The following is a 21,376-nucleotide window of genomic DNA, read 5'->3' on the forward strand; positions in this document are numbered from 1 at the left end:
ATTGGACGGGCAGGGCGTCCGTCCCTTTGAACTGGAGGCACCGTAATGGGAGTGAAGTGACGGGGTCATGACGCCCCTGCCGGCCGCTCAGGAGCGTCCGAGGTGATGCGGCCACCTGGTTCCCATCTCCTGCAGGACACGACCCGACAACCCGCCTCGTCCAGCGGTAAGGTGAATGGTCACGGTGCGTTCCCTTCCGGTGACGCCAGTGTACCGACCTCGAACACCTCGGGCACCTCACGTTGGATCACCAGGTCCAGGTCGGCTGTACGGCGACCTCAACACTGAAGTTCCGGAGAAGCACCTGCAGAACGGCCAGGTACTGCTTCCAGCACACCGGCGAAGACTTCTGGGCAGCTACCGCCGGAGGAGCCGCGCCGCCGATCGACGGGGAGCGGCGGTTCTTCTTCCCCGCCGACCCTGACGGGACGTGCCCCAGCACCCAGCTGCGCTGATCAGGTACTCCCGGCGGTGGATGGACTGGCCTTCAAAGCTGACGCCATCTCCCCATACCGTCCACCTTATTCCGTGCCTGGCACTGTCAGTCGCCGGCCTGTCCCTCGTGGAGCGCCATGACGGGCAACCAGCACGGGCCAACAGCGAAGGCGCTGCGAGACTGACATCAAGGAGAAAATTGTGCTGCCCACCGCCCTGCGCAGCGTCGTGTCCCGATGTACAGCTGCGTCTGAAGACTCCCTGTTGTCGCCTGCGACGACTGGGGAACGGGCCGGTTCCCGTAACTCCCCCCCTGCCTGCCGCATCACCGGCCTGCCTCGTCCCGCAGGACCAACGTGCTGTTGTTCCACAGCGGTCACAGCCGGACACTTAAGGAACCACAGGAAGTTCCCTAAGATGAAAGGCTATTCGGTGGCCCGTGCCATGAATGTACGCCGCTTTGCTCGCCAAGCAGCCTGGTTGGACGGCGCCGTCTGCGTGTTCAGAAGGTGACCGTCTTTCCCCGCCGGGACCTGCGCCGGGGACCATCCTGGTTGGGGGGGTTATGGCGCGGACATGCACGGCGCTTGGGCCTTCACGTACCGGGAGTTGCGCAGCATCCCAAACCCGAGCGTGTGGTGTCCTGCCGGAGCTGTGCGAGTTTTCGGGGAGAATGCCGGAAGCGCACACATCCGAGTGACCGGGAAAGCCGCCCTGAGGTCCTCCACGCGCCACGACCTTGAAGACACCGTGAGACGGGGTATCCATAACCAGCTCTGGTGCTTCCAGCCTGGTGGGAGACGGCCAGGAGCACACGACGTGGCCAATTGATGACCCGTGCCACACACCTCATCGGCACGCACCGCTGCACTCCTGTGGCAGGGTATGGCGCCTGAACATGCCCAATACCTCCTCTGCCTCCTCGCCTGCCGCCGGTCATTGGTTCGCCACCAGTGCGCAGCTACGTTGCCAGCACCCAAGGAGGGTATGGATGAACACACGAAACATCATTGGTTTGGTCCTGGTAACGGCAGCACTCGTCAGCTGCAGGGGAACCACCCCAGGCTCCACGAACGGTGATCAGGACTTTACCCTGACGGCACAGCCGAGCGAACTGGGCATCGGCGCGTCACACGTCGGCACGACCAGCATTCGAATCACCCGGCCCGGCAATGCCACAGGCGCCGTGAAGCTCACGTTTGAAGGTGCTGTCGCCGGAACCGGGGCAGACCACATCAGCGGCGCCTTCGGTCCTCAGACCGGTGGTACCAGCGTCTTGACCGTAACGGTCGGCGCGCATGTCTCGGCGGGCACCTACCCGGTCACGGTCCGCGGCACGAACGGCGCCCTCACCAAGACCACGGGCATGCAGGTCAAGGTGGAGAAGTGGTTGTTGGTGGACGCTGATCGAAGTGCCAACAACGCCGCGCCGCAGGACAACAGTAAGCCGCTGTCCACGCTTGACACGACCATGCGCGCGGCCCTTGTGGGAAAAGCCTTCGACGTTTTCGTGGTCAAGGCCGGCAGGATCGCCACGGACGTGCCGGCCATCAATGGCCCGAACGCAGACACGCTGTCGAAATATTCTGGCGTGGTGTGGTACACCGGCAACCAGTGGGACCAGCCACCCACGCGGGACGACGTGAACGCCATGACCAGCTATCTGGCCGGAACGGACCACAAGCTCATCGTTCAGTCAGCGGCATTCGTGCAGAACTTGGACGGCACCGGCAACGTCTTTCAGGAAACGGACCAGAATACCGACAAGAACACGGCGCAAAAGGCATTTCTGCGTGACCAGTTCGGCATCGCTGGGTACACCTTTCAGTACCGCCGAGACGGACCCAGCGTGCAGCCCGTGGACGGAACCGTCACGCAGGGCATGGGTGCACTTCAACTGACCAACCCCGCCAGCACCGCTGCTTTCAAGCGTAGAGAGGATGCGGACGGACACCCCCTGCTCACTGTCGAGGTGAACCAGAACGTCCGCGGTGCCGTGGCCCTCGAAAAGACAGGACTGGGCAACAAGGGCAGCTCCGCCGCTGTGTATCTCGGTTTCTCGCCAGACGAAGTCGGTACCGGCGATTCGGCAGGTTTGCTCAGCCGTCTGCTGCGCGAGTGACTGAAAGCGGGTCATGTGACCGCATGGCTGTGTTTTTTCCCGGTGGTGTTGCCTTTACAGGCAGCACGGCAGTCTGAGGGCAGGGGTGGCCTGAAGTTCAGGCCACCCCTGCCAGGGTGGTTGACCAATTCTGGAAGGCTTGCTGCTGATTCTTGCTTCTGGTCATGGCGGCCACGTGCGTGCGGGCATGATGCTGTGGGTTCTCGGGGCGTGTGTGCAGACTCAGAAACGTTTGTGCACGTTCCCTCCACTTGAAGCCCTGCTGTTGTCTCTCCTGACGTCGTGCAAAATGGTGAGATTGCTTGGCAATGTGGTTGCAGCGCGAGGTGGAAGCCCTGTGCGAATGGTCCACATGATTGAGCGCCGGACGTGCTCGATTCGTGGCCCCGCGGCTTCACCGCTGATCGGTATGACGGACCTCTGGGACCGTATATTCACCCAAAAGTCGGATCAGGAAGGTCTTCGTAGCCTCGGCACAGTACTGTTGGAGGAGAAGACCGAGCGTCAAACTGTGCCCGTGAGGTCACCAGCTGCACGAACCCCGTGCTCCATTGGATGCGGCAGACGCTCGCTCAAGTCCTGCAACCTCTACCCGTGGCAACCCTGATTGCCACGGGTAGACAACTGTGCGGCGTGAGAAAGCTGGCAAGAAGGGCTGAGCGTGAAATTCCCGCTGCTCGACAACCTGCCACCTCTTTGGATGCTGCTGATTCTCGACAACCTTGTCGGGGACAAGATGCCGGAACTGCTGTGTTGGTTCACGGAGCAGGGCATCATGCCGCTGTATACCCCTGTGCCGAGGAGTTGGCTCAACATGCGGGCAGGCGTGCTCATGCGCGTCCGTTCTGCCCAAAAAGGCCGGGTCGATTCAGTGCCTCTTGGTTCGTCGTGCGTTGGCAGGTCAATGTCCAAATGGCCCTCTACAAATCATCCAGCGGTTGGAAGCGACGGCAAGGGAATGCACACCCCACTCCCAGCTGGAACAAGCACAGAAGAGAAGATTGGGAGAAGTGCGGTGGTTCGCTCGGCGTCTACACCAGGAACAAGCAGACCTGGAGGCAGCAGTTTCCTCACCCTGACTGAATGGCCCGGTGAAAGGAATCGTCGACAGGATCAAGCTGATCAAGCGGCAGATGTATGCCCGCGCCTCGTTTGAGACGCTACGAACCTGAATTCTGACCGCATCTCCAGCCCTGCAGCAACCTTGACTCAGAACCAAAGAACGGGTGTCACGTCAACCCATGCTGCACCCTTGGTGGGTGAGGTGCTGTGACCAGAGCGTGACATACCCCAGCCTCTGCGGGCTTCCTGGAGGAACCGGGATTCGCTCTGCCCAGCGGGACCCAGACTCACCGGCCAGGAGGCTGGAGCGCTGCGCGTACGTCACTGCACCGCGCAGGTCAGCGTGCTGGGTCTCAGTTCATCACCATCAAGAGGGGAGTTCCTTACGGTTGACGTCCTCGTCAAGCAGCGCGGCGGTAGCGTCGGCCGGATGTGAGTCGCAGCGCAGAGGTCAGGGATGGCGTGAGGCCTGCAACCCAGGTCCTGACACGCCAGCCAGCTCAGGACCAGCGTCCCACTGCCCCCGAACAGCAGATTGGCGGGGTCGGCACCCGGCAGAGCGACGTCGAACAACCCGCGGCCAGACCGCTGGCGCCTGCCTCTGATCAGCCCAGCGGAGTGTCATACGGCGGTCACCGCACTACGCCTACGGTGCTCGCGGAGGAATCCCTTGTGCGACACTTGCCCATGATGGCCGCGCTGATGACTGCCGCTGCCGCTGCTCCCGCCCCGCTTACCCTGTCTGGGACCGTGAATGCGCCTCCAAGCGGCACGGTCAAAGGCACGTACGTGATCGCCTGCTCCCCCAACGCCGACGGCTGCGACGAGAGCCTGACTGCCACCCAGCAGCTGACCAGTTCCGGAAAAAGCGCGCCGTTTACCCTGAAGGTCGAGAACGACGGTCCGTACACCGTACTCGCCTGGCAGGATGTCAATGCGAACGGCGCGCTGGACGCCGGGGACATGTGGACGTTCCTCAAACAGCCGGGCAGCGGCGAAGCCTGGCGCCTGAAGGCGCCGGCCAGTCACCTCGTGCTGAGCCTCGCGCCGCAGGAGAAGTCGGTGGCCACCCTGAGCCTGAGCGGCACCGTGCAGGCCCCGGCTGGCGTGAACCTGAAAGGTGTCATGGTGGTGGCCTGCGCGTATGAAGGCGACAGGTGCGGCGACGCGAGCGTGACCTACACCATCCCGGTGTCCGGTCAGACGGCCACGTTCAAGTTCAACAGCTTGAGTGCGGGCGCCTACCGCCTGATTGCCTGGAAGGATGTCAACGGCAACGGTGACATCGATAACGGCGACTTCATGGCGCGCTTTACCGATGCGTCGGGCGCCCCGGCGTCCCTGCAGGCCACGCGCACGAACATCACCCTCACGGTCACGGAAGTCGGGGCGCCCGCCCCGGTGCCGGCCACCGCCAAGCGCGTCACGCCCACCCCCACCGTCAACAAAGGACAGGTCGGTTACGTGACCGGTCAGGTGTTTGACGCACTCGGCCGGCCGGTGCGCGGCGCGTCCGTCACGGTCAACCCCGCGGTGAGCGGGTACTTCAACCAGGGCCTTGGCGCCGTCCAGACGGATGCCAAAGGCGTCTTTAAAGTCCGTCTGACGTCGGAGGTCTCATGGAAGGCCGAGGTGGCCATCAACGCCACCTGGCTGGGCGTGCCGATGTGCCTGCCGGGCGAGCCGCTGGGCAACGGCGGCTTCTTCTTGGCCGGGGACGGCGCCGTGCGGCACTTCAAGATCGACGTAAACGTCGCAGACCTGCACATCAGCCAGCAGTTCGTGGCCTCTACCAACCCATCCGAGCGGCCGCGGTACATTGGCGATCACCCCGTGAATCAGTTCAAGCTGACGCTCCAGCCACTCGGGCCGGCTATTGACGGAGGACCAGCAGCGACGTACACCACCGTCATTGGGACAGCGGCCAACGGGTATGGCGGCAGCACTGCCCTGACCCTCCTGAAGCTGCCGCTGGCACGCTATGAACTGCAGCTCGCATACGTCGAGAGTAACGGCGCGCTCACGCCTCTGGTGGTGCGCAACACCGCCAGTCCCAACGCCGGCTTTGCGGCCAGCGCCACTGTGGAGTTCGAGAAGATCTACGGATGCTCCGCGCTGAGCAACATCGAATACCAGTTTCCTCGCTAAGAAGCCTTCCATCACCGACGAGGTACCGACCCTGACGCTTGTTCGCGCAGCCCCGCCGAGTCGACGCGGCGTGCCGGTCTTCACGCCCGGTAGACGTCCGGCCCAGCGGCGCGCTGGGGTGCGTCAAGACGCCCCGGCACCTCTCCCCGGCTACCGTGTTTGTCCTGCTGCGCCAGGGCGGCAAATGCTGCGTTCTGCAACGGGTGCGCACCGCCTGGATGGACGGCCACTACAGCCTGCCCGCTGACGCTGTGGAAGCGGGGAGACGCGGTGCGCAGCGGCCGTCTGCGAGGCCGGGAAGGCAGTGGTGGGGCGCTCTTCCGTCCTGAGCAGTTGGGCCTGGTGCACAACCTGGCCTGCTGGGCCCAGGACCAGGAATGGACCGGGAATGTGTTCAACGGGACGGGGACATGCTGAATGTCACCTCGCCCTCCGGCGACCAAGTCGGCTGAGTCCTGGCTCAGCTTCTCTGGGCTGCTTGGGGGCGCTCATCTCTGCCACGGGCGAAGCTCCCAGTTGGCCATAGTCTGCGCGGGTCAAGTCTGGCCGCGCCCATGGGGCCCTCGCGGCAGGGGCAGGGGGGTCTCCCGGAACCCGGGCACCCACTTCAGGGTTCCGGGAGACCCCCGCGCCTGGTGAAGGCCCGTGTCACGACCGAATCACTGTCACCTCCGTACGGTCAGGCTACTGACAACGTTCAGTTGGAGGTCAATATGCCAGGTTTCCCCGCCACTTTGCACCACGTTCAAACCTTCGTTCTTACGGCCGCCCTCAGCCTTCTGAGCCTGGGGACGCCGGTACATGCCCTGGGCCTGCCTGGGAACAGCCCGCTGTCCTCGTTGGCCACGCAGGGTCTATTCAGGGCCATGAGCCAGCAGATCACCAGGCCCGGCGCCGCGGCCACCAGCAAACCGCAGCCTCTGGCGATCAGCGCCTTCAAACCGGCCGAAAACCGGATGCTACCGGCGCGCATGGCAGGCGCCCAGCCCGGTCTGGACGGCGCGCAGAAAAAAGAAATGGAAGCGGTGTACGTCCAGCTTCTCAACAGTTACGACAGCCTGATGGACAACAACGACGAGGCGCGGCTGAAGAACAACGTGGCCGGAGCGGTGATGTACGCCCTGATGATCAGCCATTACGTGCTCAGCGGTGAAGAGCTGAGCGCGCAGCAACAAGACGGACTGCTGGACAGCATCAACCGTGCACTGTTTAGCACTCCAGCGTTCAAGTCCATGACCGACGCCCACAAGCAGGAACTGTACGAAGCGCTGATCCTCAACGCGAACATGGCGTTGGCGCTTCAGGAGGAAGGCCCGCAGGATCAGGACCGTGAAGCGGACGCGCAGGATCTGGCGGGAACGCTGTTCACCCAGCTGATTGGTCGAGATCACAGCAAAGTTCAGTTCACGGCTACAGGTCTTCGCCTGTACTGAAGGCACGGCGGACAGGCGGACCACCGCGTCATTTCGCCGTCACTGCCTTGGGCCTACCTGGCTGGAGAGGTAACGATCCCCTCACCGTGAGCACGCGGTTGTGATTGGTGGCAGCCTCGCCAGTCTGCTCGCCATCCGCGTCCTGTCACTTCCGACGCCCGAGTTAACATTCTGGAACGGGCCCCGCGTCGCTGGGTCATCCCGCCGCAGGGGCCTGACGTACGTACGCCAGCCGTACTGCGACACGGTGGGTTTCAGGTTTGCTCGGAGCTATTTCACGGCATTGATCGGGACTCTGAACGGGCCGGCGCTCTGCGCAGCAACAGGCCCCTGCGTCAAGGCTGCCTCTCCCGCTCTCCCCCACTGGCCAACGACCCCAGTGCCTGGGCGCTGAAACCTGGGCCCAGCGCCGGACGACGCGCGACGTTTACCACGCCTGCGGAACACCTCTGAACGGCCGTGAAACGTGACGGGCAGGCTGCCGCACCTCCAAGGCCAGGCCGCGTGGGCTGGAAGAAGGCGACGCGGCCTGGCCAAGGCGCGGGCCCCCGCCGCCACCTCGAAACCTGATTCAGGTGGTCGGTCAAGCCTGCACTGTAACGCGACGTGCAGCCTGACACCGCCGGACAGCATGCAGGCGACCTGACCGGTCAGGTTGACCCAGCGCGTTCATGTCACGCCCGAGTCACCAGACCCAAGGAGAATGCCCTCATGCAAATGCGCAGCCTTCCCGTCCTTTGTGCTCTGCTTCTCTCCGCCTGCGCCGGCCACCCGGCACCAGCCCTGGACCGCGTGGAGACCTGGCAGGGAACCCTGACTCCCCTGACAGCCGCGACGCCGCAGACCTGGCGCCTGAACCTGCGCGACAACGCGGACGGCTATTCCGGAGAGGCGTACCGGCTGGAGGGCACGAACGCCACACTGGTCGGTCCGGCGCTGGTCTACCCGTACGGCGGAAAGTACTTCATCACTGTGAACCTCCAGCAAGGTCAGCACCGGCTGCTGCTCTCACGAGCAGGCAACATTCTCGCCGGCGCCTGGGAGCAGAAGGGCCGGGACGGCGGCGTGGACCTGGCTGGACACGCGCACTTCGATCTGCTCAACACGCACGAGGAAACGCCACGCTGAAGCGGCTGCACACCCGAATGTCTGGGCTGTCTGGCGCCACACATCCCACTGTGGGTGGGTCGGGGTTAGGGTTCTGCGCGGTCCGCAGCATCCCGTCTGCAGGCATCCGGTCAGCACGCCTCTGGGTCCGGGGGATCCCACCTATTTCACATGGAGCTGCGTATCTACCAACTCCAGAACCATGTGGACCACCTGCACCCCCTGGTAAGGTTCCACTCAAATGGGGGCGGTGGCAACGCCGGGCAACGCGGTTCAGGTCGCACAAGCGGCCCGCATCATCCAGACGCTGGTCAGGACGCACGTTCCCGCTGTCAGCCATTCTCTGGACCTCGCTGACGAATCAGAAAATATTCCTTCCTCAACAGCGGGCCATTGGCCCCGGTTGCCACTCACCTCTCTTGGAGGCCCATATGACGCTTAACCCCGCTCAACTGCCTGTCCCAACCAAATGCGTCACCCCGCACTTCGTGCTGCGCCGTCAACAGTTGACCGATAACCCTGTGGACTACGACGCCGTGATGGCGTCGCGGGAGGAACTCCGGATCTGGAGTGACAGCGCGTGGCCGGAAGACACCTTCACACTGGAAGAGAATGTCGAGGATCTCGCGATGCATATCGGCGAGCACGACCGCGATGAGGCCTACGGGTTCAGCATCTTCAGTGCGGACGAGGCTGAGTTTCTGGGGTCGTTGTATGTCAATCGGGTGGCGCCGTTCATCGACCACTACCGCGCGGATCCGCAGACGGTCGAGCAGTTGAATCAGGTCGACGCACGCGTGGAGTACTGGCTGCGCCGAGGGGTCGACCACGCCTTCGAAGTGGCGTTTCTGGCTGCCATTCGGGCGTGGATGTCGCAGGCGTGGTGGTTCAGTCGGGTGGCGTTCGGTTCACGGCGGGGCATGCATGAGCAGCGTGGCCGGTACGAAGCGGCAGGCCTGACCGAACTGGCGCAGCTGGTCGCGAAAGAAGGCGAGCGGCGGTTCCTCTTCCACACCTGAGCCCACGCAGCCCAACCCCGGCTTAACGCCCGTACCAGGAATGGACGACGTTTCATAAGGAGACGCCGTTTAGGGCTTGAGGCTGGGGTAGCCGAGTAGGACGGAGACGAGGAAAAATGGAGACGGTATGTGCAGATACCGTCTCCATCATAGTTTAGGTCGTCGTGCGGTGATTCGTCAGCTCCACCGTTGGGCGAAGCGGCACTTCAGCGATCTGAAGCGATTTAAGCATCAGAAGCTGACGGATGCCCTGCTCGTGGCCCTCTTGCTCGCTCGCTTCGTGTTCAAGCAGCCGTATCCCTCGATCTGGTGGAACATGTTGAGGGAAGACCGCGTCGGTCTTCCCTCCTACACCCAGGCGTACATGCGAAGCGTGCGTCTGCTGGAACGCCTCGAAGCCTTGGTCAGCCCCGCCAAACGCTGTGCAGAAGTGATCATTGACGCCATGCCGCTCCCGGTGTGTCGCCCGAAACGAGGGAAGCGGTGCAAGTTCCCGGGAGCGAAATGGGGGTTTGGGACCCAGGGCGACGTGTACGGGTACAAGCTGCATGCCTGGGTGACACCCGCAGGGGAGATCGTCCAGTACCTCCTCAAACCCGCCAATCTTCACGACACCACCGTCAGCGATGAGTTGAACCGGAGGTGGCCTGAGTTCGGCGGGCCAAAGATCATTGGGGACAAGGGCTATTGCTGCCTGGGCGACCTGTTCCCACCCAAGAAAAACACCCGCTATGACAACGGGTGGCGGCAAGACCGCCACCCAAAGCTCCGCAAACGCATTGAAACCGTCTTTTCACAATTGGTCGAAGCTCAAATTCGCTCCGTTCAGACCAAAAACACTTCCCTCTCTCCGGCTCCGCGTCGTCCTGCCCGTCCTCGCCCATAACCTCGCTCAGCCCTAAACGGCGTAAGGAGAGCTGTCCGCTAAGGGATGAACCAAAGCCGTGACAGCGCCTACATACAGTCATTTCATGCAACGCCTGTTAGCGCTTGATCTTGACGGAACGCTCCTCCGCTCCGACGGCACACTTGGCGGGCGCACACGAGTGGCTCTCCAAGAAGCGACCCAGCTCGGTTGGGTCGTCTTTCCAGTCACCGCCCGACCTTCACGCAATGCTGTGGCTCTGGCCTTGGAGGAAGATTGGCCGGAGATTGCCTGTAGCAACGGTGCTGTGACGCACCGAAGTGATGGTGAGGTGCTTCAGATCGTTCCATTTCATGTTCCCGAGGTGCGGGCCTTCGTGGAAACAGCTCGCGCGGCACTTCCCGGTATCACTTTTGGTGCGGAGTGGGGGGAATACATGACGGCGGAGCAGGCGTATGACGAACTCCGCGGGGGAGGAAATCCGATTGAAGTAGGCCGGCACCGTCCTGTTAATGACGTGCTGCTTGACTTGAAAGAGGCCAAGCCTCCACTGAAGTTGATGGCCCGCCATCCGCACTTCAATGGTCCAAACCTGGTGACTTTGCTCCAACAGGGGACGACTGAGCTGAGCATCACAGCCTCGACGATGAGTTTCGCGGAGATCACGGCAGCTGGGGTCAACAAGGTGGCGGCGGTGAAAGCTGCGTGTCAGCGTCATCAGATCAGCCAGGCTCAGGTGGTGGCCTTCGGTGATATGCCGATTGACGCGCCGCTGCTGGCCTGGGTGGGCCACGGGGTGGCTGTGGCCAACAGTCGCCCGGACGTTCTCGTGGTGGCGGACGAAGTGACTGCATCGAATGACCAAGAGGGTGTAGCGCTGGTCCTCGAACGGCTACTCTCTTTCTGTCTGCCCTAATTCGTGTTAGAGAAGACAAAAATTAGAGTCTTTACCCGGGCAAAACCCAGTAGAAACAGGCAATTTCAAGCCAACAGCACAAAGATTTTTTAGACTTATAAATATGATACTGTCATGCCATACTTCCCCATGACAACGGCAATGATGCGAATATCCTGGTTGTCACGGTATGTCCTGATGGTGTCGACCATTTTAGGCTGCTGGTCGGGAGCCCTGTTGCTGGTTGCGGCAAAATGACATGACGTTCAAGTCTGATTCAAGGCCCTGATTTGATCGATATGATGCTGCAGATGTTCGTAGTAATCCTCAGCCACGAACTGCAATGTAACACGGGGGCCATCACCAATCACGAGCATGTTTCCCAGGGTTGCTTCGGGAATAAGGTCGAGTACACGCCTGATGTGCAGGTTATACGCGAGCCAGAGGTTGATCAGCTCCAGCCAGCTGACCTGTTGATAAGCTTGACAGCGGTTCCAGTGTTCCTGATCGTAACCGGGAATATGCAGGGGATTCTCCGCCTGAGCGCGAATGAAACGCACATGGTTGTTCACAGCGCTGTCCATCAGGTGCCCGAGAATTTCTTTTGCGCTCCATTTCCCAGCGGCGGGTGAGTGGTTCACAGCAGGTTCGCTGTAGGAGCGCAGTTCAGCAGCGATAACTTCAAGGTCCAGGGGGCTTAGCAGAGGCATGCGTATCAGCGTAGAAACTCAGCTTGATCCGCACAACCGAGCCGACTCATGGTATATGGGTCAGCTATTGAGTAGCTCGATAGCTGATGTAGTCTAAGGAATGCTGGATTTCACGCGAGTGACCATCACGCAACTCCGTACATTTGTGACGGCCAGCGAGGCGGGAACACTTTCTGAGGCCGCCTTGCGCCTGAACGTCACTCAGTCCAGCGTGAGTTTTGCCATCGCCTCGTTGGAAAAGCAGCTGAACGTGAAGCTCCTCCTCCGTAACCGATACGGCGTGGAACCAACCCCTCTCGGCTCCAGGGTCGCCCTGCACGCTCGTGGGATACTCCAGATACTGGAGAACATCCGTCAGGAATGTGCTTTGGACGCCCAGAACCTCACTGGACGGCTGCAAATCGTGAGTGCACGCAGCGCGGCGCTGCGGCTTCTGCCTCCTGTGCTTCGTGAATTCCGCGCCCGTCATCCCGGCGTCCAGGTCAACCTGCTCAGCGAAGAGCACTGCACGACCCTTACCGAAATGTATGTGTTGTCCGGCGAGTGCGATGTGGGCTTCTCCAGCCTACCCGTCGCTCCACCCCTCCAGAGCTCAGTACTCCTCCGGGACGAATACCGCTTGCTGTGGGGTGCCCAGAAGCTCAGCAGGCCTCCCACCTGGGAGGAAATTGCCAGCCAGCCGTTGATGCTCGGCACGTCTGATTGTGCCCGGCGTATCTCAGCTCACTGGATGGCCTGCGGACAATCTCTGGATGCCGTAGAGCGCATCTCGGAAGACGATATATCGATTACCTTCGTTAAAAACGGGCTGGGCGTTTGCGTGCTTCCAGAACTGGCTATCACGAATTTGCCCCCCGAAGTGGTTACGTATTCGCTCCCAGAGCCGCTTTTCCGCACGTTAGGCGTGTTCTACCTGCCGACCTTTGCCGTTTCGCCCATTGGACAGGCATTTCTAGGCCTCCTCAAGGGCACAGACGCTCAGAGAGGCCGGTCGACCTTTTGAATGTTCCACCCAATGGAGAAGCGACGACTCACTCGCTGTACTGGCACACGCTGCTTCCCGCCCTGCTCATCTTTTGCCTCATGGCCAATTTATACGAGGAATCTCTGTTCCGTGGGGATTTTCAAGGATATGTTGGGAAGATTGTGCGGCCGTGGCCTGCCAAGCCATGGCCTCCACGTAGGACGCAGAAGATGCTGTTCAGAATTTCCCGCGGAGTCCACCATGGTCAGTTGAGCACTGTTTAGATTTTAGCTGTGTTGTCAAAAGGACCGGATGTTGTGCTCTCTATGGGCGGCGCAGAATCTTGCAATTGGAAAGCTGGTTGAGCAGCGGTCATAATTTCTGAGGCGAGCAGGACACCAGCGTCTGGTGCAGGTACAGGCCGGGAGAACAAGAAGCCCTGCGCGACTTCGCACCCCAGTTGAAGCAGGAGTTGTGCTTGCTCCTGGGTTTCTACGCCTTCAGCCACCACCGAAAGATGCATGCTGCGGGCCATGCCCACGATGCTGGCAATCAGATCAACACCCTCCCCATCACTTCCCAGCACATTGATAAACGACCGGTCAATTTTGATGGCGTTCGCATGGAAGCGCTGCAGGTACGCGAGGTTCGAGTAGCCCATGCCGAAATCATCAATATGCAGCTGAACTCCAAGCGCCTTGAGCGCACTCATGGTGCGGCGAAGATCGTCGGATTCCGCAGCCAGTACGCCTTCTGTCAGCTCGAGTTTCAAGTGATGTGGGGCCAGACCCGTCTCACTCAGGACGGTCGCGACATGCTCAGCAAGGTCCAGGCTCTGCAGGTGACGTCCTGAGACGTTCACACTCATGGTAAGCGGCGGTTGGCGGGGGTAATCTCGCTGCCACTGCACGGCCTGCAGGCAAGCGGTCCGAAGCACGAAGCGGTCGAGTTCAGCGATCAAGCCACTTTCTTCAGCCACTGGGATGAAAGCGGTGGGTGAGACCGCTCCATGCACCGGGTGTGTCCAGCGGAGCAGCGCTTCGAAGCCGATAAACTTGCCGTCCAGCAGCGACACAACTGGCTGGTAGTGGACGGCAAGTTCCCCTCGGGCCTGGGCACCGCGGAGGTCCAGTTCGATGTTCAGCAGCGTAGCGGCCTGCTCGAGCAGTTGTGGCGTGAAGATTTCGTAGCGGCCGCGGCCCCGCGCTTTGGCGTGGTACATGGCCAAGTCCGCGTCGCGGAGCACTTCAGCTGGAGTGCTGTGCCCGGCATCTGAGGAAATGACCCCGATGCTGACGCCGATGGTCAAGAGGTGGCCAGCGGCATGGAGTGGCTCCTTCAGGGCACTTTCGACCCGTTTCGCGACCAGCACGGCGTCTTGTACGTCAGCCAGGTTCTCGAGCAGGAAGGTAAACTCGTCTCCGCCCATCCGGGCGACGGTGTCCAGGCCACGGATACAAGTCCCTAAGCGGGCGGCAAGCGCGATGAGCAACGCGTCGCCCACGCCGTGTCCCAGGGTGTCGTTGATGACTTTGAAGCGGTCGCAATCGATGAACAACACCGCGAAATGTGCGTCTGGGTAGCGCTGCCGGCGGAGAATGGCCTGGTTGAGCCGGTCAAGGAACAACGCGCGGTTGGGAAGGCCAGTCAGAGGGTCATGAAAAGCGTCATGCATGAGCTGCTGATCGCGTTGCTGCAGGACGCGTTCCAGGGGGCGGAAAATCAGGAGACCCTCGAGCAGCAAGGTCAGCAGGGTAATGGCCAGGACGGCGATCTCCCCCCGGCGTAGGGTCTCGATGCGTTGCTCGGCATCAACCTGGTGGATACGGACTGCCGCGTCAAGCACCGTGAGCAGGTCGCCTGTGCCTTCGTCCAGCACTTCCTGCAGTGCCGGTAGATCTGGGCTGAGCTTGTTGTCGGGGGTGGTGAGGACTGTCTGCACGAGGCGGACATGGGTCTGAACGAGCACGTCCAGCGACTGAGGCAGACCGAAGTAGATCGTTTGCAACGCCGTCAAGGTTTCCCCAGATTCGTGTCCTGCTCGAACCTTGTTCAGCAGACCGCTGTGGGCTGAGAGTAAGGTCGCCAGGTCAGTCCGTAACTCCTTGCGTATGGCCTCTCGTTCAGCGCCGATCGGGGTTGTGGTGAGCCGCAGTGCGAAGAGGGTAGTGCGCTCTGCGAGCATCCGTTGCCGCCCGCTGACATTGATGACCTGGGCCGTGAAGATCTGGTCGTGAATCATGGAGTTGAGCAGCATGAACGCTGCCACACTGAGGCCCGCGACCAGACTCAACGCCAGGACGTAACTCCTTCTGGGGGTCCAACGGGCGGTGATGGGCAGTGGCATGTGAACTCCGTACATAAGGGGAGAAGTTGAGTAGCGCCAACTTAAGCCAGGCTGCATAACACCTGCCTTACAGCAGATGGCGCAGGGGTCTTGGAGTGTCCCCCAAAAGCTGGACGGAGTGAAGTAGTGGTTCAGGCTCACTGCCAGCCTTAGGCTGGAAAGCGAGGCTCCCTATGAAAACTCAAGACCTTGTATGTTCGAGATGGGGCGCAGGACGGTAGACCGATCAAGACCTCGGCCACGAGGCCGTGCAACAGCAAAGCTCGCCGTCCTGCTTCTCCCCAGTTCAGAGCCCGAACGGTTGCTTGAGGATGAGCTCGCATGAGCAAGGAAGGGCGACACTGGGATGCCCCGAGGGAGGGAACCCAAGTGGAGAGCATCTTCGTCGGTATTGATGTTTGCAAAGCTCGCCTTGATGTCGCGATTCGTCCCACTGGAGAAATTTTCGTCGAGGAGAACTCGATTCCAGGTGTGGCACGACTTGCAGATCGCCTGAATGGACTCGACCCGACCTTGGTTGTGCTGGAAGCGACGGGTGGGTTGGAGCGGGAGCTGGTCTTGGCGTTGGTGCAACGGGGTGTTCGGGTCGTCGTGGTCAATGCACGTCAGGTTCGCGACTTCGCCAAAGCAACAGGTCGACTGGCGAAAACAGATCAACTGGATGCCATGCTCTTGGCCTTGTTTGCTGAGATGGTCCGGCCTCCAGTTCGGGAGGTACCTGAGGAGCGCGTTCGTGCACTGGGAGACCTGGTCGACCGTCGACGACAAGTCGTCGACATGCTGGTCATGGAACGCAACCGACTTCACTCGGTACGAGCGGAAGCGGTGCGTGCAGATTTGCACGCACACATCACGTACTTGGAGAAACGGCGGATTGAGCTGGATCAGGAACTGAAGGCGTTGATGGAAACCGATCTGCAGTGGCGTGCTCAGCGGGATCTCCTGATGAGCGTTCCTGGCGTGGGTCCGGTGGTCACCTTGACGTTGCTTGCTCAGTTGCCTGAGCTCGGCCAAGTCTCTGGCAAACAACTGAGCGCCCTTGTCGGATTGGCGCCGTTCAATCGAGACAGCGGGAAATCTCGGGGGCGCCGCACCATCTGGGGAGGACGCGCGGAGGTGAGGACCAAACTGTATATGGCTGCGGTCACTGGGATTCGCGTCAATCCGGTGCTCCGGGAGGTCTTTCAGCGTCTGGTCGCCCAGGGAAAACCTAAAAAAGTGGCGCTCGTCGCGTGTATGCGCAAGTTGCTCGTCATCCTGAATGCCATTGTTCGTTCTCAAGTGCCGTGGCGCCCCCGTGTCTGACCCGGCGTTGTCACACCGTGCCATCCACGGGGCGCCACGGCACCCCTTGACTTCCCACACGGTTGCTGTTGCGCAGTAAGAAGGCAAGGCTCGCGAGAGGTCGTCTGAGTCGAGCAAAAGCCCTTCTTTTTAAACCAAAGCTAAGATTGATCGGTTTTGGTCGTTATAGACGGCACTTTCTCAAACCTGACCCACTACTGCGCAACAGGTCTTCAGCAGTTCAGCGTACCCCTCGTCCGCGTAAGCCAGGACAAGCAGTGGAAGCTTCTTTATCTTCGGATTTCTCGTAGTCTCACGCTTCTTAAAAATCTAAATCACGTATTTTTCACTTCTTCTCGTCCTGGTGCGCATTTTTTTACATGGAGCAGTAAGACTTACGTAATTATTAAGCAACTAGATTAAGGACACTTAAATACAGATTCAGAAGCCTCCCCGCCCTTCGCTTTCGTCCTGCCTCCGGGCCCGCTCAGAAAGGCACACCATGAAACGACTCGCTCTGCTCAGCTTTGCCCTGATCACCAGCGCTCAAGCCGCCACCACCATCACTGTGGCGAGCGTCAACAACCCCGACATGGTGACGATGCAAAAGCTCGTTCCCGAATTCACCAAGAAGTACCCCGACATTAACGTCAAGTTCGTCTTTCTTCCCGAAAACGAACTGCGCCAGAAAGTCACGCTCGACGTCGCCAGCAACGGCGGAGGCTTCGACCTCGCCACCGTCGGCGCATACGAAGTGCCGATCTGGGCGAAGAACGGCTGGCTCGAACCCCTCAACCCCCTGTTTTCCAAGAACCCCGACATCGCCCGCAGCTACGACCTGAACGATGTTCTGCCCAGCATCCGTGACGCCATGACGTACAACAAGAACTTGTACGCCGTGCCCTTCTACGCCGAGAGCAGCATGACCTTCTACAACAAGGACCTGTTCAAGAAGGCGGGCATCACCATGGCCCACAACCCCACCTGGACGCAGATCCAGTCCTACGCTTCCCGCATCCACAACCCGTCAGGCGGCGTGTACGGCATCTGTCTGCGCGGCCTGCCCGGCTGGGGCGAGAACATGGCTCTATTTACCACCATGGCCAACACCTTCGGTGGACGCTGGTACGACACCGACTGGAACGCCCAGCTCAACAGCCCCGCGTGGAAGGACGCCATGACCTTCTACGTCAACCTGATGAAGCGCTACGGCCCTCCCGGCGCAACGGGCAACGGTTTCACGGAAAACCTCACCCTGATGAGTCAGGGCAAGTGCGGCATGTGGGTGGACGCCACCGTGGCCGCCGGCTTCCTCAGCGACCCGAGCAGCAGCAAGATCGTCAAGAGCGTCGGCTTTGCCAATGCCCCCACCGGCCCCGGCACCGACCGCGGCAACCACTGGTTCTGGTCCTGGAACCTGGCGATCCCCAAGAGCACCAAGAAGGAAGACGCCGCGTTCAAGTTCCTCACCTGGGCCACCAGCAAGGACTACATCGCGCTCGTCGCCAAAACCAAGGGCACCTGGGCTGCCGTGCCCCCCGGGACCCGCGTCAGCACCTACCACAACCCCAACTACGTCCGGGCCGCAGGGGCATTCAGCAACATCGTCATGAACAGCATCCGCAGCGCGGACGTGAACAAGCCCACCCTTCAGCCCGTCCCCTACACCGGCGTTCAGTACGTCAGCATCCCGCAGTTCCAGGCCCTGGGCACCCAGGTGGGTCAATTCCTGGCCGGAGCGCTCAGCGGTGACAGCACCGTAGACGAAGCCCTCCGCCAGGCACAACAAGCGGCACAAACCGTCGCTGTCGACGGCGGGTACAAGAAGTAAATCAAGCTCCCAGGGCGTACCCACGTTGGGCACGCCCGCAAAGGAAGGACTTTCGATGCGTATTCCTCGCCAAATGACTGTTGCGGCACTGACGGGCCTGAGTGTCCTCTGCGGCAGTGTTTCCCAGGCAGCGACGTTGAGTAAGCTCCAAAGCGGCGGCACCCTGAAACTCGGCTTCGCCACCAACACCCCCGGTCTGGTCATGCAGGACGGCAGCACCATCACGGGCTTCGCCGTGGAATTCATGGACCTCGTCGCCAAGGAGATGAAGCTCAAAGACGCGACCTGGCGCAAAGACGCCACGTCCGACGCGCTGCTCAAAAACCTCAACGCCAATAACGTCGACATGATCTTCGACGTGAAACTCCCGCAGATTCTCAGTGACGGTGAGCAGATCGCTTCCCTCGTCTGCACCGGCGGTGTGATGTTCGCGCGTCCCGGTGGACCCACCAAGGAAGCAGACCTCAAAGACGCCCGCATTGCGATCTCCACCGATCACCCGTACTTCCACTACGTCCGCAACCTGCCGTTCGAGAAGAAGATCAACGCCGCGCCGAACTCCGACAAGGCCCTCCTCGACTTCCTCGGTGGGTCCGCCGATGTCCTCCTGCTCGACCGCTTCGACGCCCTGAAGATGTACGTCAAGCTCGGCCCCAAGAAGCTGCAGGTCAGCCCGCTGCTGTGGAGCCAGCCCGTGTACGTCGTCGTGAAAAACGGCTCAGACAAGGCGCTCGAAACGGCCGTCAACGCCGCCATCAAGAAGCTCCAGGCCAACGGCACCTACGAGAGGCTGAGCAAGAAGTACTTCACGCAGGACGTTCGCTGCACCTCCTGAGATCTCCATGACGGGCGCGTACCTGCACGCCCATCACGCTGAGCACAGCTGGAAGTGGCCGCCCCGCTTCCAGCTTTTTCATTGAGAAAGGAGGACCTTCCGTGACCACTGTCCCCGTACTCCACTCGCAAACCCAGAAGCAGAAAAAGAAGTTCCGGCTCAGTCCCGTCATGCTGATCTGGCCCGCGATGCTGTACCTGATCGTCACGACGCAGGTGCCGTTTTTCATGACGGTCTACTACAGCTTCTTCCGCTACAACCTCGTTGAACCTGGCAACCGCCCCTTTATTGGCCTGACGAACTACCAGCGGCTCCTGACCGACCCGAACAACCTGCGCGTGCTGCTCAATACCGGCGTGCTTGCGGGCGGCACCCTGCTGTTCACCCTGCTGCTCGGTGCATTCCTCGCGATGCTGCTCAACCGCAACGTTCCTGGACGCGCCTTGCTTCGCACCCTGCTCATCAGTTCCTTCCTGGTGATGCCGGTCGTCACGGCTGTCGTCTGGAAGAACATGCTCCTCAACCCTGTCTTCGGCTTCTTCTCCTGGGTGACCACCCGAATCGGCGGCGCACCTGTGGACTGGCTCGCGCACTACCCCATGGTCAGCCTCATCACCATGATCACCTGGGAATGGACGCCCTTCGCCATGTTGATCTTGCTCACGGGACTCCAGAGCCTCCCAGAAGACCAGCTTGAAGCCGCTCGCCTTGACGGTGCGGGGCGCTTTCAGGAATTTCGCCACATCGTGCTGCCCCACTGGACGCAGGCCATCCAGGTGGTGGTGCTGATGGAAACCATCGCGCTGCTGCAAGTCTACGGCGAGATCTACGGCTCCACGTCAGGTGGTCCTGGCCTGTCCACCACCAACCTACCGTATTTCATCTATCAGAAGGCCTTCGCGGAGTACAACATCGGCCTGGCGAGCGCAGCGGGCGTCATCACGGTGATTCTCACGAACATCCTGGCGTTTTTCCTGCTCAGAACGCTCAGCCGTTCCTACGGAAGGAAAGAAGCGTGATCAGCCTCCCAAGCAAGAAAGGACTGGCTCCCAAGAGCCCTTCCTCCTCGCACACCCGCCGCGTTTCCCCGTTCGCTCTGCTGCGGAGCGCCCTACTGCACCTGCTGACCTACGTTCTGACGGCCATCTTCGCTTTCCCACTGATCTGGATGATCCTGGCGGCCTTCAAGACCGAAGCGCAGGCGTTCGCTACGCCTCCGGTGTTTACCTTCACGCCGATCCTCGACAACTTCCAGCACGCGCTGACCTCGTACTTTCCCAGCCTGAAAAACAGCTTTATCGCAGCGGTCGGCAGCACGCTGCTCTCCTTTGTGCTCGGTCTGCCCGCCGCGTTCTCCCTCGCGGCCTACACCACCCGCCGCTCGCAAAGCGCGCTGATGTGGATGCTGTCGACCAAGATGATGCCCGCCGTCGGAATCATCGTGCCGCTGTTCCTGATCTACCGCAACCTCGGCCTGCTCGACACCCTGCCCGGCCTGGTGCTGATCTACACCACCATGAACCTGCCCCTGGTCGTGTGGATGATGCACTCGTACATGCGCGACATCCCCGCTGAGGTATACGAGGCGGCCCGCATCGACGGCGCGAACGTCTTTCAGGAGTTCTTCGGCATCACCTTGCCGCTCTCCAAGCCGGGGATCGCGGCCACAGCCCTGCTGACGGTCATCTTCGCGTGGAACGAAGTGTTCTTCGCGCTGAACCTCACGAGTTCCGACGCTGCGCCGCTGAGCGTCTTTATCGCTCAGTTCAAGACCAGCGAGGGCCTGTTCTGGGCGCAGATGAGTGCGGGAGCGACCCTCACGGTGCTTCCCGTGCTGCTCTTCGGTTGGATCGCTCAGCGCCAGCTCGTTCGCGGGCTCAGTTACGGCGCGGTCAAGTAACGCACGCCAGCTCGAATGCCAAGCAGGAGGAAAAACCCCAGGCAACGTTCCTTGATTCTGATCTCCGCCCTTCTCGGCACGTCCCTTGCCGCGCCCGCCTCTGTGACCTCCGCGCAGCAGAGCACCATCAGTGCGCAAGCCAAGGCATTTTCCGGGCAGGAGTGCACCGGTGGGTACAGCGTCAAAACCCTGAACGACGGTTCCATGAAAAAGCTCTCCGAGATCAACCTCACCTACAACGGCAGGTCTGAATCCATTCGTGCGAGCGGGGGCAAAGTCACGGTGAAATTCGAGGCCGACAAGGGCCTGCTGCGCATCTATACCGTCACCGGGGGCAAGGGATATTACTACCACGCGCAATTCCTGAAAGAGGACAAGAAGATCCTGATTCACCAGTGCACGGTCTAAAGACCCAGAAG

Annotated in this window: 15 protein-coding genes and 1 pseudogene; 14 read left to right on the top strand and 2 right to left on the bottom strand. The window is 61.0% G+C overall.

All coding sequences use genetic code 11. The features are described 5' to 3' along the window. Positions 1–1,426 precede the first annotated feature (1,426 nt). The 7 genes and pseudogenes from B9A95_RS12590 (at position 1,427) to B9A95_RS12620 (ending at position 11,107) form a co-directional block, all read left to right on the top strand. Positions 1,427–2,557, top strand: a complete 1,131-nt coding sequence (locus tag B9A95_RS12590; RefSeq protein ID WP_084047608.1) for a hypothetical protein — start codon at positions 1,427–1,429, stop codon at positions 2,555–2,557. A gap of 1,734 nt (positions 2,558–4,291) precedes the next feature. Next, positions 4,292–5,767: a hypothetical protein gene (locus B9A95_RS12595; RefSeq protein WP_139806750.1), complete on the top strand. Its 1,476-nt coding sequence runs from the start codon at positions 4,292–4,294 to the stop codon at positions 5,765–5,767. Positions 5,768–6,633: 866 nt separating this feature from the next. Further along, positions 6,634–7,200, top strand: coding sequence for a DUF6683 family protein (locus B9A95_RS12600; RefSeq protein WP_139806751.1), 567 nt, complete (start codon positions 6,634–6,636; stop codon positions 7,198–7,200). A gap of 717 nt (positions 7,201–7,917) precedes the next feature. Next, entirely contained in the window at positions 7,918–8,328 is a 411-nt protein-coding gene (locus B9A95_RS12605; protein ID WP_170928623.1) for a hypothetical protein, read from the top strand. A 410-nt stretch (positions 8,329–8,738) separates the two neighbouring features. Continuing rightward, positions 8,739–9,326, top strand: a complete 588-nt coding sequence (locus tag B9A95_RS12610) for a hypothetical protein (protein ID WP_084047612.1) — start codon at positions 8,739–8,741, stop codon at positions 9,324–9,326. A 127-nt stretch (positions 9,327–9,453) separates the two neighbouring features. Next, positions 9,454–10,228, top strand: a pseudogene (locus B9A95_RS12615) (transposase). 69 nt (positions 10,229–10,297) lie between these two features. Then, positions 10,298–11,107 carry an HAD family hydrolase gene (locus B9A95_RS12620; protein WP_084047613.1) on the top strand — a complete coding sequence of 270 codons (810 nt, stop codon included), beginning with the start codon at positions 10,298–10,300 and terminating at the stop codon, positions 11,105–11,107. Between the two features lie 245 nt (positions 11,108–11,352). Here B9A95_RS12620 and B9A95_RS12625 read toward each other — a convergent pair whose 3' ends face one another. Further along, on the bottom strand, positions 11,353–11,796 hold the full coding sequence (locus B9A95_RS12625; RefSeq protein ID WP_084047614.1) for a DinB family protein: 444 nt from the start codon (positions 11,794–11,796) through the stop codon (positions 11,353–11,355). A gap of 100 nt (positions 11,797–11,896) precedes the next feature. On the opposite strand from B9A95_RS12625, the gene B9A95_RS12630 reads away from it, so the two are divergent. Then, a complete protein-coding gene (locus B9A95_RS12630) occupies positions 11,897–12,799 on the top strand; it encodes a LysR family transcriptional regulator (protein WP_084047615.1) in 903 nt (300 codons plus the stop codon). A gap of 241 nt (positions 12,800–13,040) precedes the next feature. On the opposite strand, the gene B9A95_RS12635 is transcribed toward B9A95_RS12630, so the two are convergent. After that, on the bottom strand, positions 13,041–15,107 hold the full coding sequence (locus tag B9A95_RS12635) for a putative bifunctional diguanylate cyclase/phosphodiesterase (protein ID WP_170928624.1): 2,067 nt from the start codon (positions 15,105–15,107) through the stop codon (positions 13,041–13,043). Positions 15,108–15,476: 369 nt separating this feature from the next. Here B9A95_RS12635 and B9A95_RS12640 point away from each other — a divergent pair, with 369 nt between their 5' ends. The 6 genes from B9A95_RS12640 (at position 15,477) to B9A95_RS12665 (ending at position 21,365) form a co-directional block, all read left to right on the top strand. Next, positions 15,477–16,412: an IS110 family RNA-guided transposase gene (locus B9A95_RS12640; protein WP_139806752.1), complete on the top strand. Its 936-nt coding sequence runs from the start codon at positions 15,477–15,479 to the stop codon at positions 16,410–16,412. Between the two features lie 481 nt (positions 16,413–16,893). Continuing rightward, positions 16,894–18,222: an ABC transporter substrate-binding protein gene (locus B9A95_RS12645; RefSeq protein ID WP_084047618.1), complete on the top strand. Its 1,329-nt coding sequence runs from the start codon at positions 16,894–16,896 to the stop codon at positions 18,220–18,222. A gap of 73 nt (positions 18,223–18,295) precedes the next feature. Continuing rightward, positions 18,296–19,057 carry a substrate-binding periplasmic protein gene (locus B9A95_RS12650; protein ID WP_170928625.1) on the top strand — a complete coding sequence of 254 codons (762 nt, stop codon included), beginning with the start codon at positions 18,296–18,298 and terminating at the stop codon, positions 19,055–19,057. Between the two features lie 101 nt (positions 19,058–19,158). After that, positions 19,159–20,076 carry a carbohydrate ABC transporter permease gene (locus B9A95_RS12655; protein WP_245808278.1) on the top strand — a complete coding sequence of 306 codons (918 nt, stop codon included), beginning with the start codon at positions 19,159–19,161 and terminating at the stop codon, positions 20,074–20,076. Continuing rightward, positions 20,073–20,957, top strand: a complete 885-nt coding sequence (locus B9A95_RS12660) for a carbohydrate ABC transporter permease (protein WP_245808279.1) — start codon at positions 20,073–20,075, stop codon at positions 20,955–20,957. The genes B9A95_RS12655 and B9A95_RS12660 overlap by 4 nt, the downstream gene beginning before the upstream one ends. Before the next feature lie 51 nt (positions 20,958–21,008). Continuing rightward, a complete protein-coding gene (locus tag B9A95_RS12665) occupies positions 21,009–21,365 on the top strand; it encodes a hypothetical protein (RefSeq protein ID WP_084047620.1) in 357 nt (118 codons plus the stop codon). The last annotated feature ends 11 nt before the right edge of the window (positions 21,366–21,376 follow it).

It is taken from the genome of Deinococcus hopiensis KR-140, from assembly GCF_900176165.1.
Lineage (GTDB): Bacteria > Deinococcota > Deinococci > Deinococcales > Deinococcaceae > Deinococcus > Deinococcus hopiensis.